Here is a 15,709-nt window from a genome sequence, read left to right on the forward strand (position 1 = left end):
CAAGGAGAAAATGAGATGAACAGGATTACAATGACTCTGCAGGTGGACCACCTGCTCCTGGAGGCGCTGAGAGAGGATATCTCCAGCGAGGATGTGACCACCAACGCGGTGATGAAGGAAGCCGTGCCCGGTGAGGTGGAGCTGATCGCCAAGCAGGACGGCGTGGTCGCGGGACTGGATGTGTTTGAGAGAGTATTCAAGCTTCTGGATGAGGATACAGAGGCAGTTTTTTTCTGCCAGGACGGCGGGAAGGTGACAAAGGGACAGCTCATGGGCAAGGTGACGGGAGATATCCGCGTGCTCCTGTCAGGGGAGAGAGTGGCCCTGAACTATTTGCAGAGGATGAGCGGCATTGCCACCTACACCCGCTCCGTGGCGGAGCTTCTTGAGGGGACCGGTATCCGGCTCCTGGATACGAGAAAGACCACGCCCAATATGAGGATATTTGAGAAGTACGCGGTCCGCGTGGGGGGCGGGTACAACCACCGTTACAATCTGTCTGACGGAGTACTCCTAAAGGACAATCATATCGGTGCCGCCGGCGGCGTCAGGGAGGCGGTCCGCATGGCCAGGGAGTACGCTCCCTTTGTCCGCAGGATCGAGGTGGAGACAGAAAATCTGGAGATGGTGAAGGAGGCTGTGGAGGCAGGCGCCGATATCATCATGCTGGATAATATGTCACCGGAGGAGATGAGGGAGGCGGTCCGGCTCATAGACGGCAGAGCTGAGACCGAGTGCTCGGGGAATGTGACAAAGGAGAACATTGCCAGCCTTGTGTCTGCGGGAGTGGATTATATTTCCAGCGGGGCCCTCACCCACTCGGCTCCGATACTGGACATTTCCATGAAAAATCTCCACGCCTTGTAGGAGGCGGGAGAAAACGAGAAGCAAAGGAGGCCAGAGGGAATGACTGGTTCTGATAGAAGAGAAGATATCGTCCGGCGGATACAGGAGAGCGGCCGGCCTGTCCCTGCAAAGGAGCTGGCCGCTCTCTACCATGTGAGCCGGCAGGTCATCGTGCAGGATATCGCGCTGATCCGCGCCGCGGGCTATGAGATCATATCCACCAACAGAGGATATATACTCGGTACGTCGCCCTTTGTCAGCCGGGTGATGAAGGTGCAGCACACGGACTCCCAGCTGGAGGAGGAGCTGTGCGCTGTCGTGGACCTGGGGGGGACAGTGGAGAACGTCATGGTCAATCACAGGGTGTACGGGCATCTTGAGGCGGATCTGCACATTACCTCCAGGAGGAGAGTGACGGAGTTTATCAATGGGATCAGAAGCGGTAAATCCAGTCCTCTGAAAAATATCACCGCAGGCTATCACTACCACAGGATCACAGCGGACAGCGAGGAGACTCTGGACATGATCGAGGACGATTTAAGAAAAAGGGGGTTCCTTGTGGAGCCGAAGGAGGATGGAGGAGAGGAGCATGACAAGGCTGAGTACACTGTGCTACATTGAACAGGACGGAAAATACCTGATGCTCCACCGGACCGTGAAGAAGGCAGATGTCAACAAAGACAAGTGGATCGGCGTGGGCGGACACTTTGAGAAGAATGAAAGTCCGGAGGAGTGCCTCCTGCGGGAGGTGTGGGAGGAGACGGGATACACCCTCACCTCCTGGCAGTATCGGGGGATCGTTACCTTCATCTACGGGGAGGATACCACAGAGTATATGTCCCTCTACACGGCGGACGGGTTTACGGGTGAGCCTCATCCCTGCGATGAGGGACAGCTGGAGTGGGTGGACAAGGAGGAGGTTCTCCGGCTCAATATCTGGGAGGGGGACAAGATTTTTTTCCGCCTCCTGAATGAGGGCCGTCCCTTCTTCTCTCTGAAGCTGGTCTACGACAGGGCGGACACACTCCTTGAGGCCGCCCTGGACGGAAGGCCTCTGGAGCTCTTCGATATTTTAAATGAGGACGGCACAAGGCGGGGCTTGTGAGGGAGAGGGGCGTTGCCCGCCTGGAGGAAAGCCTTCACTCTCCAGGAGTCGGAGGAGGAGGCTGGATGAACTGAAAATGGTGGGAGATTTCCTGTTTGACAAAAAAGAGAAGGAGCAAGGGTAAAAGATGGGAATGGAAGATATTAAGATAAAGCTGGAAAATGAAGTGCTGGAGGCCCAGGTCAGCCTCCACGGGGCGGAGCTGAAATCGCTGAAGCAGAAGGCGAAGGGGACTGAATACATGTGGCGTGCAGACCCTGCCTACTGGGGAAGGACATCCCCGGTCCTCTTCCCCTTTGTGGGAGGCGTGCGAGACAAAAAATACAGGATTGGAGACGCGGAATATCCTATGGGACAGCACGGCTTTGCCCGGGATAAGGACTTCGCCCTCGTCAGTGTGACGAAGCAGGACGCCTGGTTTGCCCTGGAGGACGACGAGGAGACAAGGAGAGTGTACCCCTTCCCCTTCCGCCTGGAGATCGGCTACCGCCTGGAGGGCAGGGAGCTCCTGGTGATGTGGAGGGTGACCAATACCGGCACCAGCGATATGTATTTTGCCATCGGCGCTCACCCGGCTTTCTGCTGCCCTGTGAGAGAGTGGGAGAAGCAGACCGACTACAGCATCTGTATCCGGGACAGGAAAGGGGAGAAGCTTCCCTCCTTTGTGAACCGGGTGTTTGGTCAGGGGGGACTCGCCACGGACCAGGAGGTCACCTTTGAGCTGCAGGACGGCTGTCTTCCCGTCAGCGAGCATCTCTTTGACGGGGATGCCCTCATCCTGGAAAGCGGGCAGGCCGGCAGCGTCTCTTTGGCGGACCCGAAGGGAAGAGAGTACCTGCGGGTGTCCTTTGACGCCCCCCTCGTGGGGATATGGTCCCCACCGAAGAAGCAGGCCCCCTTTGTCTGCATCGAGCCATGGTACGGGCGCTGCGACAGAGAGGGCTTTGACGGGGAGCTGAAGGACAGGGAGTGGGAGAACAGCCTGGAGCCGGGAAAGGCCTTTGAGGCGTCCTACCGTATCCAGATACTCAGGTAGCGCCCCTGCCGGGATTTTGCATACAGTAAGGCCCTGCGGACTGCAGGGCCTTTTCGACACTATTTTTCTCCGTTCAGAGAGAGGAAGTAAAAGAAGGAATGGTCTATGACTTCTGTCCCGCCTTCCAGGCTCCCCGGCGTATCTGCATAAGCTATGGCGGCCTGCTCCTCCACCTGTGTCTGGATATCTGCCGGCGCCGTGGCGATAGCATCTCCCTCTTCATAGAGGGGGAGTATCTTTCCCCCCTTTCCTACAAAGTAGGCACCGCCGGAGGAAATCGTGACCGGATTCAGCTCTTCTGCGGGGTCGCCCCGGTAGACGGAGGGCTCCGCTGGCAGCACAAAGCAGAGGGTGGAGACCGTGTCTGCCTGGTGGAAATCGGACCAGTACTTTTTCAGGGAGAGCCCGTTGCTGTCCCCCCAGGAGGAAAAGTCCAGGGCAGGCCCGTCCCCCTGGTCAGTGAGGATATAGGTGCTCTCAAAGGATGAGATGTAGGAGTGGACGGAAAAGGTAACGCAGACAGAGCCATCCTCCAGCTGGTATGCGTCATGGACCTCGATATCCTCCACGGGAATCCTCCTGTCCAGGAAGGGCACAGCTTCCAGCACCTTTTCCCTGGCAGCGTCGATGAGAGGTGACTGGGAGGAGGAGAAGACGGAGTAGATGCTGTAGGGGATGAGCAGGAGCAGGACGGCCGCGCTTGCAAACAGGATCGGCCGGTAGATAAGCCTTTGGCCGGCCTTTTTAAAAAAGCTCCAGTCCTCCGCGATCTGGGGGGAGCCCTCTTCGCCGGAAGAGATTTCGGGGAGCTCCCCGCTCATCTGTTCATAGTATTCCCGGCAGCCCTCGCAGCCGGAGAGGTGGTCCTCCACCATGTCTTTGGTGGCGTCACTGCATACGCTGTCCTTGTACAGCGGGAGCAGGTCCCGTATGATATCGCAGGAAATTTTCATAATATACACATCCTTTCAGTCGTTTACTTCAGGCTGCCTTCGGACAGCTCTTTTACGATCTTCATCCTGGCCCGGTAGTAGGTGACCCTGGCCCAGCTCTCCTGTTTGCCGAAGATATCTCCGATTTCCCGGAAGCTCAGCTCTCCCAGGGCTCTCAGGGTAAAGACTTCCTTGTAGGGCTCGTCCAGACAGTGCAGGACCCGGTAGATGGAGAGGCTTTCTGCCTTTCGGATACAGGCGTCCGATATATCCGGCACAGGAGCCTGCCGTTCTGCCAGGCTGTCTCCCGCGGTTTCCTCGCGCACCAGGCGTTTTTCCCTGCGGAGCTGGTCTATGTAGAGATTCCTGGCAATCTGGCACAGCCAGGATGTGACAGAGCAGTTTCCTTTGAAGTGCCGCATCTCTTTGAGAGCCCGGAAAAAGGTCTCCTGGGTGATTTCCTCTGCCGTGTGGGAATCCTTGCTCATGGAGAGGACAAAGAGATACACATCCTTAAAAAAACGCCTGTACAGCTCCTCAAAATCAATCTTCACCGTGTCATTCCCTCCCCTCTTTGCACATTAGACGAAAATCCTGCGACTTTGTTACAGATTTTCCTGAAAAAGTTTCTTTTTTTACAGAAACCGCTATATATGGTATGATAGCGTCAGCATGAGAAATTGTCTACCGGAGGGTGTGGGAGGAGAGGACTGTGCGCTCCGGGGCAGAAGGGAGGGAGAGAGACATGAAGATAGAGATCATAGAGGACGACCGGCTCCTGGGGCAGGCCCTGGAGATCTTTCTGAAAAAAGAGGGGTATGAGACAGTCCTCGCCCGTTCCTGCCGGGAGGCCCGGGAGAGGCTGGACCCCTCTGTATCTCTCCTCCTGGTGGATATCACGCTGCCCGACGGGGACGGGATCGGTCTGTACAGAGAGCTGACAGAACGGGGACATATGCCCGGCATCTTCCTCACTGCCCGGGATGAAGAGGAGGATATGCTGGCCGCCTTCGACGCGGGGGCCGATGACTATGTGGTGAAGCCCTTCCCCATGAAGGTGCTCTCCCGTCGGATAAGAGCCGTGATGAGGAGAAATGAGGGCAGCGCCGGCCGGGCCCTCACCTGCCGGGAGCTGATCCTGTATCCGGAGAGGAAGGAGGCCAGTCTGGCGGGACAGCCCCTCCCCCTGACGCCCAAGGAGTACCGGCTGCTGGAGCTCTTTATGAGAAATCAGGGGCGGGTCCTTGGAAAGGAGAGCATCCTGGAGCAGGTATGGGACGTGGACGGACAGTTCGTGGGGGAGGGGACTGTGAGCGTCACGGTGAACCGGCTGCGGAAAAAGATCGATATCTGTCCCGGGCAGGAGAGCTACATCCAGAATGTCTTCGGCCTGGGATACCGCTTTGGAGAGTGAGAGGGAGGAGAGGCTATGTGGATGTGGATCGCGGCGGGAGCCGTTCTGGGGGCAGGGGCTTCTTCTGCCCTTGTCCTCTATATCCAGAGAAGGAGGAGGGCGGCGGAGCTGGAAGAGCTGGCCGGCCTTGTGCGGGACGTGCTGGATGACAGGGAGATAGAAGAGAAGGCGGCTGGGGAAGAGACCCTCTACGGCCGCATAGAGCATATGCTGGTGCGCATACAGCGCATGAACCGGGGGCGGCAGGAGGAGCTTACGGAGAGCAGGAGCCGGGTCCAGAAGCTGATCACGGAGATCGCGCACCAGATGCGCACACCCCTGGCAAACGGAGGCACCTATCTGGAGCTCCTGGAGGGTGAGCTTTCAGAGAGGGAGGACCCTGTGGCCGACCCCGTGCCCATGTATCTGGAGGCTCTGCGAAGCTCCCAGGAAAAGCTCCGCTTCCTGACCGAGGAGTTTATCAGGATTTCCCGGCTGGAAAACAACATTATCCGCATCCGGAAGGAGGAGAGGGATATTGCCGGGACGATAGGGGATGCTCTTGCCCAGGTGCGCCCCATGGCGGAGGAGAAGGGCGTGAGGATTTCAGAACATCTGCCGGAGGGTCTCTCCTGCCCTCACGATCCGGGCTGGTTCGGAGAGGCCCTGTGGAATGTGCTGGACAATGCGGTCAAATACAGCCAGGAAGGAGGACGGATATGGGTGGAGGCATCCAGAGGCGAACTGTACCTGACCATCCGTGTGGCGGATGAGGGCATCGGCATCGACGAGGGGGAGGAGGCCCGGGTGTTCCAGCGGTTCTACAGAGGAAGGCGGACAGCCTCCTATGAGGGGCTGGGCGTGGGCCTCTATCTGGCTAGGGAGATCACGGCCAGGCACGGAGGCTTTATGGAGATACAGCGCAGGGACCCCGGCGTGGAGGTGAGGGTGTGCCTGCCGATCGGATTTGGAGAGATTTAGAGAAGACTGCATTTTTGTTAGGAGTCTGTAAGATTTATCCTCTATACTGAAAACAGAATACGGCGGCAGGGGCGCGTGTCCGCTCCTGCCGCCGCTGCATTATGAAGGAGGACAGGAAGATGGAGATAGTAAGAGCCGCGGGCTTAAAGAAATATTACGTGACAGACACCTATGAGGTCCGGGCCCTGGACGGGGTGACCCTCTGTGTGGAGGAGGGGGAGTTCCTGGCCGTTGTGGGCACGTCCGGCAGCGGCAAGACCACCCTTCTGAACCTGATGGGCGGCCTGGAGGAGCCGACGGCGGGCGGGGTGTGGATACGGGGAAGCAGCCTGAAGGATATGTCCCGGGAGGAGAGGACCGTCTTTCGCAGGAGGAATATCGGGTTTGTCTTTCAGCAGTTCAATCTGGTCCCCATGCTGGATGTATATGAAAATATTGTCCTGCCCCTGCGGCTGGACGGGGAGGAGCCGGACGAGGCCTTTCTGGAGGAGCTGGTGACGGCTCTTGGCATAAAGGGGAAGCTGGGCCGGATGCCCCAGACCCTCTCCGGGGGACAGCAGCAGCGGGCGGCCATTGCCCGGGCCCTCGTCACCAAGCCGGCCATCCTGCTGGCCGATGAGCCCACGGGCAGCCTGGACTCTGTGACGGGCATGGAGGTGATGGGGCTTCTTCGCACCTGCGCGGACCGGTTCCGCCAGACTGTGGTCCTTGTGACTCACCAGGAGGCGGCAGCCCAGATGGCGGACCGGGTCCTGCGCATGTCAGACGGAAGACTGTCGGGGGACAAAGGAGGGGGCAGGCTATGAGAGAGTACAGAGGGAGAATGGCCGGGAGTGCCCGGCAGGCCATGAGGATGCTCTCACGGCGGGGCGCCCGGGCGGCTGCGGGGAGAAACAGGATCCTCTTTTTTGCGGTGCTCTTTTGCACAGCGGCCATGGCCGTTATCTTTACCTTCTCCACAGGAAGGATACAGGCGGAGCAGATACGCTCTGTCCGGCAGGCGGGGACGGCGGCTTCCACCTGCCTTGACAGGGCGGACATGTCCCAGTATGAGTCTATCCGCAGCCTCTCCTATATCCAGGCTGTGGGGAGAAAGACCTATGCCGGCCGGGCAGTGAGTCCCAAGGGAGAGGGCTATGTCTGCCGGCTGTCGGCCCTGGATGAGGTCGGCTGGGAGGTCATGGAGAGCCCTGCCTACACGGAGATAGAGGGCCATTACCCGACCGGAGAGCAGGAGATCATGCTGCCGTTGCGGGCGCTTGACGACCTGGGGATCAGCCGGCCCCGGGAGGGAATGGAAATCTCCCTGGAGGTGGAGAAGGGACTTTTTGAGAAGAGCCGGGAGACCTTTCTCTTAAGCGGCTGGTACACGGACTACACGGAGGTCTCCGGTGGGGAGGCCCAGGGCTATATCTCCGTGGCAAAGCTGGAGGACTGGGGAGGCAGTCTGAAGGAGGAGACGGAGCTTCTCATCCTGCAGAGGGATACTCTTGACGGACAGCAGGCGGAGGAGCGGCTCTACCGGGATGTGGGGCTGGAGACGGACGCCCAGCGGTTCACAGGAGGGAACACGGCCTCCTACGAGGCAGTGCGGCGCCTGGCCGGGGGTTACGGGACGGCGGCATTGGCGGCGGCAGTCATCCTGACAGGCATGTTCTTCCTCATCTACAATGTGATGCAGATCTCCATGGCCGGGGATGTCCGGCAGATGGGACTTCTGCACATTCTGGGCATGACGGACGCGCAGCTTCGGGATTTTTATCTGGGCCAGCTAAAAGGTTCGGTCCTGGGCGGGGTGCTGGCGGGGACCGCCCTGTCTGCCATCCTTCTGCTTACGTGGGTGCCGCGGATACTGGGGGAGAAGTACCTGAGAGACTGGGGCGGAGCCGAAAGCGTCACATTTTTCCACCCCGGCATCCTGGCAGCCTGCGCCGCCTTTGCCCTGCTGGCAGCAGGCGGGGCGGCTCTTCCGGTCATCCTGAGGGCGGTCTCCCTGAACGCCCTGGAGGCCTCCGCCTACACCGGGGGAAGACCGGGAAAGAGGAGAAAGAGAAGAGCGGTCACAGGAGAGCAAAAGAGGAGAAGGCCCCGCTCACCAAAGAGAGAGCTTGTCTTCATGGCCTGGCAGAATGTGACCCGCCACCGGGGCAGGTTCCTCCTCACCGTCCTGTCCCTGTCCCTCGGGATGGAGGCGGCCCTGGGGGCTCTTGTGGTGGCCCGGGGTGCGGACTACAGGGGCGCCGTGGCCAAGAGGCCGGATTTTGTAGTGGCGGGGAGCTCCTGCTATCCCGCGGAGGAGGGGGAGGGAGACCTGGGAGGAAATCTGGAAAAGGACCCCTTCCTCACAGGCAAGGACGGATTTTCTCTTCTCTATGACAACGACTATGATGAATTCTCTCCCATCAGCCCGGAAGTAAAAGAGCAGCTCCTGACCGCGGAGGGCGTGGATCAGAGCAGCGTGAAGCTGGCAGAGGGCGGCTATCTGTCTCCCGCCTTCAGCAGGAAGGGGCTGGAACCCCTGAACGACAGCGGTGACAGCGTAGAAGAGCTAGAGGAGGAGTACGGAAGCACCGGACTTCCGGTGGAGGTCATGCTGGGGGCAGACTTCTGCACAGTCCAGATCCTGTCGGAGGAGGAGATACAGGAGCTGACAGATTTTGCCAGGGAGCAGGACATGGGGCTTGACATGGACAGCCTGGCGGGAGGAAACGGCGTCCTTCTCCTCCATGACCACATCCTGTCCCCGGCCAGGGAAAAGCTGGCCAGAGAGAGCGTGGGGGAGCCCATCACCTTTTCCGCACTCTGGACAAAGGAGGAGAGGGAGAGAAGGATGGAGGCCACACAGGAGGAGCTGGAGCAGATGGGAGAGGTGCAAAGACAGACCTCCCAGCCCCTCACTCTGTGCGGCTACATGAACACGAAGGCGGAGGGGTTCCCGGATTTTCCCAGGAGCTGGCACGGGGAGAACATCCTCTATTTTGTCACCAGCCGGGAGGGATTTGAAAAGCTCCCCACAGAGGCAAAGACGCTCCTTGTGGAGCTGGACGCAGAGGATGGCCGGGAGGCGGATGTCCAGAAGGACATCGAGAGGATCACCGCGGCGGAGAACAGGAAGAGGGACGAGGCGGGGGAGGCCGGTGTCTTCTTCATCAGCGCCGGGGACCTTCTTGAGGAGGCCGGAAGCTACATCTTTGTCAGCAACCTGGTCTTTGCTGTCATCGCAGTCCTTCTCATCTTTGCCGGGCTCCTGAACTACTTTAATGTCTGCGTCACCGGTATCTTGTCACGGCGCGGGGAGTTTGACATGATGGAGAAGATTGGCATGACCAGGCGGCAGCAGCGGTGGATGCTGGCGGCGGAGGGGGGCTTCTATGTCCTGACAGCGGCAGTTCTCCTCTTGACGGCGGGGAGCGCCCTCCTGGCAGTCCTGGGGGCCGTCATGGAAAGGAGGATATCCTGGTTTGCCTTCCACTGGCCCGCGGGTCCGGCGGCGCTGATGACGGCAGGGCTTTTTGTCATCTGCCTGGGAGTGCCCTTCCTGGCCTGCAGGAGGGGGAGTTTAAGCCGGTAAAATATGGAAACAAATAGGGAAACACAGCGGGAAGCAGAGACAGGAGCAGCGGCCTCTGCTTTTTCGCATAAGTTTTACTTATAGATATGAGGAGGCGAAGAAGCTGATGAGAGAGTATGCGCCGGAGGCCTCCTTCGCATCCTGGGCTTTTCGCTTTGCGGCCAGCCAGGAGGGCGTGGCGCGGGTACTGTCCGGCATGAATACCGTGGAGCAGGTGATGGACAATACGGCCACGTTCAGGGATTTCAGACCCATCACAGAGGAGGAGCTGGGGATCATCCGGCAGGTGACAGGGATCATAGAGAAGCATACGCCCATCCCTTGCACGGCCTGTTCCTACTGCACCCACGGATGTCCGAAGGGGATTGCCATCCCGGAGTATTTTGCGCTGTACAACAGCATATCCCGGACCACCGGCAGCTTTTCCAGCCATGCGGTCTACTATAACAATATGAGCCTGAGGCACGGGAAGGCCAGCGACTGTATCGGCTGCAGGCAGTGCGAGCGGGCCTGTCCCCAGCATCTGCCCATCACTGACTATCTGAAGGATGTGGCGGCCAAATTTGAGGCGGGCAGCAGCTTCCCGACAAGGAAATAGATGAGTGAGGAGCCGAAATAGAAGATCAGGCGGTTAAAGTAGGCAGTAGACAAACCGCCTTCCTTTTTGCTAGACTGTAACTGACAGACAGGGTACGGTCAGTGAGAAGGAAGGTGGTCTTTTGCTGCTCAGACAGATGAAATTGTTCTGGGTCAGGGAGCAGAGCAATTACTATATCGAGGAGTTTGCCCGGATGCTGAGGGGCCTCCTCGGGGAGCCCCGGGATGACTTTCGGGGGCAGGAGAGATGAAACAGATTAATTAAACATATTTATCATAACAGAAAAGGAGAGCGGACTATGAATTATCGTGAACTGGGAAATACGGGGCTGATGGTCAGCGAGATCGGACTTGGCTGTGAGGGATTTGCGGAGGACGGCTGCCGGGGGGCAAAGCTGCTCCTGGACGAGGCACAGCGCCAGGGTATCAACTACTTTGATCTCTATACATCCAATCCCCAGGTGCGCTCCGCCGTGGGGGAGGCCCTCCGGGGGAGGAGGGACAGATTCATCATCCAGTCCCATGTCTGTTCTGTCTGGAAGGACGGCCAGTACAAGCGTTCCAGAAACATTGATGAGGTAAAGGCGGGCATGGAGGAGATGCTCCGCCTGCTCCGGACAGACTATATTGACGTGGGGATGATCCACTATGTGGACTCCATGAAGGACTGGCAGGAGATCGCGCAGGGGCCGGTGCTGGCCTATGCAAAGGAGCTGAAGGAGCAGGGCGTGATACGCCACATCGGCCTGTCCAGCCACAATCCTGAGGTGGCCCTGGCGGCGGTAAAGAGCGGCTCCATCGAGGTGCTCATGTTCAGCGTCAATCCATGCTATGACCTGCAGCCGGCCAGCGAGGATGTGGAGGAGCTGTGGGCGGAGAAAAACTATGAGAGCCATCTGGTGAACATGGATCCGGAGAGGCAGGAGCTCTACGAGACATGCCAGAGGCAGGGAGTGGGCGTGACGGTCATGAAGGCCTTCGGCGGAGGGGACCTGCTGGATGAGAAGATGTCCCCGGCGGGAAAAGCGCTGACAGCGGTCCAGTGCCTCCACTATGCACTGACCCGCCCGGCGGTGGCCACCGTGCTGGCCGGGGCCCACAGCGTGGAGCAGCTTCGGGAGAGCCTTGCCTACGAGACGGCGTCGGAGGAGGAGAGGGACTATGCCCCCGCCTTTGCCTCCTTCCCCAACATAAGCTGGGAGGGACACTGCATGTACTGCAGTCACTGTGCTCCCTGCCCGAAGAGGATCGATGTGGCCTCTGTCACGAAATTCCTGAACCTTGCGAGGGCTCAGAAGGAGGTGCCGGAGACCGTGCGCGAGCACTATGAGGTGCTGGAGCACCACGCCGGAGAGTGCATCCGGTGCGGAGCATGCGAGACCAGATGTCCCTTTAAGGTGCCCATCATGGAGAATATGGCCAGGGCAGCGGAAATGTTTAGAAAATAGAGAAATACCGCCCGGATCAGGCGTTGGCTCTGGTCCGGGCGTTTTTTTGCATCCTGCGGGGAGAGGGAGCTGTAAAAGAGCATCTGGCTGAGGCTGTGTCCGCCTACGGCGCTAATGTGATGCTTGCCTACGGCGGAGGCTCCGTGAAAAAGAACGGTATCTACGACGAGGTGAAGTCCATCCTGGAAGGTGCGGGAAAGAAGGTGACAGATTTCTCCGGCATCATGTCCAATCCCACCTACGCCAAGGTGCAGGAGGGAGCGAAGCTCGCAGAGAGTGAGCATATTGACTTTATCCTGGCAGTAGGCGGCGGCTCTGTCATAGACTGCTGCAAGATCGTCGCGGCCCAGGCCAGGACAGACAAGGACCTGTGGGAGATGGAGATGAAAGAGCATAAGTTCCCCACGGACGTGCTGCCCATGGGAGCCATCGTCACAGCCTCCGGTACCGGAGCTGAGATGAACGGCGGCGCGGTCATCACCAATGAGGAGAAGGTGGTCAAGGCAGGCATGGCTGACGCGGCGCCCAGATTTGCCATCCTGGACCCGGCCTGCACCATGTCTGTTCCCAGGATGCAGGTGATCTCCGGCGCATTTGACACCCTAAGCCACGCCATGGAGACGTATTTCGGAAGCTCCGATGAGGACAATGTGTCCGATGATGTCGCCCTCGCTGTCATGAGGAACACGGTAGTCAACATGAAGCGCCTCATGGGAAATATCGATGACATCCAGGCCAGGGGCAACCTGATGTGGGACTCCGCCATGGCAGAGAACGGTATCCTGAAGGTGGGGAGGGTGACTGACTTCCAGTGCCATCAGATGGAGCACCAGATGGGAGCCTACACGGACTGCAACCACGGTCAGGGACTGGCTGTGATCCATCCGGCCTACTACCGCCATATTGTCAAGGATGCGGAGGAAAAATTCGCAAAATTCGGCAGGGAGGTCTTTGGCGTTGACACGGCGGAGAAAGCGGTGGAGGCACTGGCGGATTTTATCCGGGAGTGCGGCCTTCCCACAAAGATGAGCGAGCTGAGGTCAAAAGCGGAGATCACGCCGGAGCTCCTTAGAAACGTGGCGGACACATGCAACATCATCAAGACTGATCCGAGAGAGCTGACACACGATGAGATTTACGACATTCTGATGGAGTGCATGTAGGACAAAAGCGCAGGCAGGGCAAATGTCCATGCATGCGTGCGCACGGGAATGTGCAGCAGGAATATAAGAGGTGATCTTCAGATGCAGACATGGCTGATCACCGGCTGTTCCGGCGGCCTTGGCAGAGGGACTGCCAGGGCCGCTTTAAAAGCCGGAGAAAATGTGGCTGTGACAGGAAGGAATACTGAGACGCTCAGGGAGCCGGCCGGACGAGATAAGGCAGTGGAGCAGAGTGAGCAGCCGTACAGACTACAGATGATCTAACTGTTTCACTTGACCGCGTGGTACGCAAAAAAAGGAGAGCGAAAATGGTACAGGCAGATACAAAAGTGGTGGACGTGATCGACGACGCGGTCCGCTTCTGGGAGAAGAACAGAACGGGAAAGAAGGCGTAAAACCATGAGAAAAAAGGAAATATCGGAAAAAGAGCTGTTCGAGGATATGCCGGTCCCCAGGGCAGTGGCGACGCTGGCCATCCCCACCATCATCAGCCAGGTGGTGACCATGATCTACAACCTGGCTGACACCTTTTTTGTGGGGCAGATAGGCAATCCCTATATGGTGGCCGCAGTCTCCCTTGTGTCCCCCTGGTTCAACCTGCTCACAGCCCTGGGCAATCTCTTTGGCCTGGGAGGGGGCAGCCTGATATCCAGGATGATGGGGAAGAACAACCACAGGGACATCAAGCACGTCTCTGCCTTCAGCATCTGGGGCGGGGCGGCGGTGACTCTGCTTTTTTCTCTTCTCACCTGGCTGCTGCGGGAGCCTCTGCTCAATTTCCTGGGCGCCAGCTCCGACACCTACGGCTATGCCCAGAGCTACCTGGACTGGGTGGTGGTGCTGGGAGGCGTGCCCACCATGCTGAGCCTCTCCATGGGGCATCTGTTGCGGAGCGAGGGGCACGCCCGGCCGGCCAGCATGGGCATGATGTTCGGCGGCATACTGAACGTGATCCTGGATCCGGTGCTGATATTCGGGTTCCATCTGGATGTGGCTGGGGCGGCTATGGCCACGGCCCTCTCCAATCTTGCCTCCCTTGTATTTTTTGTCATCATGTACATAAGGCTTGGGGACAAGACATCCGTATCCCTGCTCCCAAGGTACTTTACCCTGCGTTTTATCCGGCCTGTCTTCTCTGTGGGACTGGCCTCCGCACTGGCCACAGGGCTTGGGAATCTGTCCAATATGGTGATCGTAAAGCTGGCCTCGGGATACGGAGATATCCCTGTGGCGGCCTACGGTATTGTCAAGAGGATCGACCAGTTCCCGCTGAACGTGTCCATGGGGCTGTGCCAGGGATTTATGCCCCTGGTGGGCTACAATTACGCGGCGAAAAATTATAAGAGGATGCGCTCGGTCTCCTTCTTCTCCTGGAAGACGGCCGTGGTCATGTCCGCCTGCTTTGTGGCCTGCTTTGCCGTGTTCGCACCCCAGATCCTGCACCTCTTTATCCCGGAGGCCCAGACAAGCACTCTGGGAGCCGGCTTCCTTCGGATCGCCTGTCTGGCAGTGCCATTTACAGCGGTGAATTTCCTCATCAGCTACACACTGCAGGCCATGGGCAAGGGAACCCAGTCCGCCATCCTCACCTTCAGCAGACAGGGACTGCTCAATATCCCGCTGCTGGTCATCATGGATATGACCATTGGCCTCTACGGAATGATATGGACCCAGCTTGTGGTGGAGCTGATCATGCTCCCGGTATCCCTTGGCATGTACATGCACACATGGAGAAAACTGAAATAGCGGCAAAGAGAAAAGGAGGACTCCAGTATGAGACAGAAGCTTGTGATATTCCTGCTGGCAGGCGCGATGGCCCTGCTGTCAGCCGGCGCCGGGCAGGCGGAGACGTCCTGGGCGGTAACGGAGGGAACGCAGGAGTACAGGGGGTTTGCCCTGGACAATGTGCTCCACTCGGAGGAACAGGGGGATATCCATTTCAATCTGTATGTGCCGGACAGCTACGACGGCAGCAGTCCTGTGCCCGTCTTCTTTACCCTGCCAGGCTATGAGGGCCTGTATTTCCAGGGGGTGGGCGAGAACCTGTACAGGGAGGATTTCGGCTTTACAGCCCAGGAGTATGACCCGGACATGATCATCGTGGCCCCTCAGCTCTCCGGATGGGATGAGGAGTCGGCGGACCAGACCATCGCCCTGGTGGAATATTTCCTGGACGCCTACAACATCGACAGGGAGCGGGTCTACGGGGAAGGCTACTCTGGCGGCGGGGAGACCATGTCCCGGGTGATGGGAAAAAGGCCGGACCTTTTCACTGCCTACCTCCAGTGCAGCTCCCAGTGGGACGGGGACTACGAGCCGGTAACGGAGAGCCGCACGCCGGTCTATATCGCGGTGGGAGAGGATGACGAGTATTACGGCTCCGGACCCTCCCGCGAGGCGTATGAAGCTCTCCGGGAGCTGTATCTGCAGGAGGGACTCTCGGACCAGGAGATCAATGAGCTCCTGGTGCTGGATGTGAAGGGGGCGGATTATTTTGAGAGCCGGGGCGCCTCCAGCCAGCACGGCGGCGGAGGCTTCTTTGCGCAGGACAGTGAAATTATGGGCTGGCTTTTTGGAAAATAGCGTATTAAAATAAATAAGAGACTTCATCCGTTAGGAGAGGACCAAGGAGGAGAG

16 protein-coding genes are annotated in these 15,709 nt (G+C 58.6%); 14 read left to right on the forward strand and 2 right to left on the reverse strand.

Features of this window, described 5'->3' with window-relative positions; translation table 11 throughout:
• Positions 1-15 precede the first annotated feature (15 nt).
• The 4 genes from nadC (at position 16) to B5E62_RS11625 (ending at position 2,987) form a co-directional block, all read left to right on the forward strand.
• The gene (nadC, locus tag B5E62_RS11610) at positions 16-867 is read left to right on the forward strand and encodes a carboxylating nicotinate-nucleotide diphosphorylase (protein ID WP_087174735.1); all 852 of its coding nucleotides are present in this window, start codon (positions 16-18) and stop codon (positions 865-867) included.
• Between the two features lie 39 nt (positions 868-906).
• Positions 907-1,467: a transcription repressor NadR gene (locus B5E62_RS11615; protein WP_087174736.1), complete on the forward strand. Its 561-nt coding sequence runs from the start codon at positions 907-909 to the stop codon at positions 1,465-1,467.
• Entirely contained in the window at positions 1,436-1,951 is a 516-nt protein-coding gene (locus B5E62_RS11620) for an NUDIX hydrolase (protein WP_087174737.1), read from the forward strand. The genes B5E62_RS11615 and B5E62_RS11620 overlap by 32 nt, the downstream gene beginning before the upstream one ends.
• A 133-nt stretch (positions 1,952-2,084) precedes the next feature.
• Positions 2,085-2,987, forward strand: coding sequence for an aldose 1-epimerase family protein (locus B5E62_RS11625; RefSeq protein WP_164488615.1), 903 nt, complete (start codon positions 2,085-2,087; stop codon positions 2,985-2,987).
• A gap of 59 nt (positions 2,988-3,046) precedes the next feature.
• Here B5E62_RS11625 and B5E62_RS11630 read toward each other — a convergent pair whose 3' ends face one another.
• Together B5E62_RS11630 and B5E62_RS11635 are read right to left on the reverse strand one after the other, a co-directional pair.
• Complete coding sequence (locus tag B5E62_RS11630; protein WP_087174738.1) at positions 3,047-3,940, reverse strand: zf-HC2 domain-containing protein; 894 nt, start codon at positions 3,938-3,940, stop codon at positions 3,047-3,049.
• Positions 3,941-3,963: 23 nt separating this feature from the next.
• On the reverse strand, positions 3,964-4,473 hold the full coding sequence (locus B5E62_RS11635) for an RNA polymerase sigma factor (protein ID WP_087174739.1): 510 nt from the start codon (positions 4,471-4,473) through the stop codon (positions 3,964-3,966).
• Between the two features lie 191 nt (positions 4,474-4,664).
• On the opposite strand from B5E62_RS11635, the gene B5E62_RS11640 reads away from it, so the two are divergent.
• The 10 genes from B5E62_RS11640 to B5E62_RS11685 all read left to right on the forward strand — a co-directional run bounded on the left by B5E62_RS11640 (position 4,665) and on the right by B5E62_RS11685 (position 15,655).
• Positions 4,665-5,333, forward strand: a complete 669-nt coding sequence (locus B5E62_RS11640; protein ID WP_087174776.1) for a response regulator transcription factor — start codon at positions 4,665-4,667, stop codon at positions 5,331-5,333.
• A 15-nt stretch (positions 5,334-5,348) separates the two neighbouring features.
• Entirely contained in the window at positions 5,349-6,293 is a 945-nt protein-coding gene (locus B5E62_RS11645) for a sensor histidine kinase (RefSeq protein WP_087174740.1), read from the forward strand.
• A 119-nt stretch (positions 6,294-6,412) separates the two neighbouring features.
• Complete coding sequence (locus B5E62_RS11650; RefSeq protein ID WP_087174741.1) at positions 6,413-7,099, forward strand: ABC transporter ATP-binding protein; 687 nt, start codon at positions 6,413-6,415, stop codon at positions 7,097-7,099.
• Positions 7,096-9,864, forward strand: a complete 2,769-nt coding sequence (locus B5E62_RS11655; protein ID WP_087174742.1) for an FtsX-like permease family protein — start codon at positions 7,096-7,098, stop codon at positions 9,862-9,864. Before B5E62_RS11650 ends, B5E62_RS11655 begins: the two co-directional genes overlap by 4 nt.
• A 106-nt stretch (positions 9,865-9,970) precedes the next feature.
• Positions 9,971-10,462, forward strand: a complete 492-nt coding sequence (locus tag B5E62_RS11660) for a 4Fe-4S dicluster domain-containing protein (protein WP_087174743.1) — start codon at positions 9,971-9,973, stop codon at positions 10,460-10,462.
• A 298-nt stretch (positions 10,463-10,760) separates the two neighbouring features.
• Positions 10,761-11,909: an aldo/keto reductase gene (locus tag B5E62_RS11665; RefSeq protein ID WP_087174744.1), complete on the forward strand. Its 1,149-nt coding sequence runs from the start codon at positions 10,761-10,763 to the stop codon at positions 11,907-11,909.
• A gap of 23 nt (positions 11,910-11,932) precedes the next feature.
• On the forward strand, positions 11,933-13,072 hold the full coding sequence (locus tag B5E62_RS11670; protein ID WP_087174745.1) for an iron-containing alcohol dehydrogenase: 1,140 nt from the start codon (positions 11,933-11,935) through the stop codon (positions 13,070-13,072).
• A gap of 81 nt (positions 13,073-13,153) precedes the next feature.
• On the forward strand, positions 13,154-13,336 hold the full coding sequence (locus B5E62_RS11675) for an SDR family NAD(P)-dependent oxidoreductase (protein WP_087174746.1): 183 nt from the start codon (positions 13,154-13,156) through the stop codon (positions 13,334-13,336).
• A gap of 135 nt (positions 13,337-13,471) precedes the next feature.
• A complete protein-coding gene (locus B5E62_RS11680) occupies positions 13,472-14,818 on the forward strand; it encodes an MATE family efflux transporter (RefSeq protein ID WP_087174747.1) in 1,347 nt (448 codons plus the stop codon).
• A 27-nt stretch (positions 14,819-14,845) separates the two neighbouring features.
• Positions 14,846-15,655 carry a prolyl oligopeptidase family serine peptidase gene (locus B5E62_RS11685; RefSeq protein WP_087174748.1) on the forward strand — a complete coding sequence of 270 codons (810 nt, stop codon included), beginning with the start codon at positions 14,846-14,848 and terminating at the stop codon, positions 15,653-15,655.
• Positions 15,656-15,709 lie beyond the last annotated feature (54 nt).

The organism is Lachnoclostridium sp. An118, assembly GCF_002160985.1.
GTDB lineage: Bacteria > Bacillota > Clostridia > Lachnospirales > Lachnospiraceae > Claveliimonas > Claveliimonas stercoravium.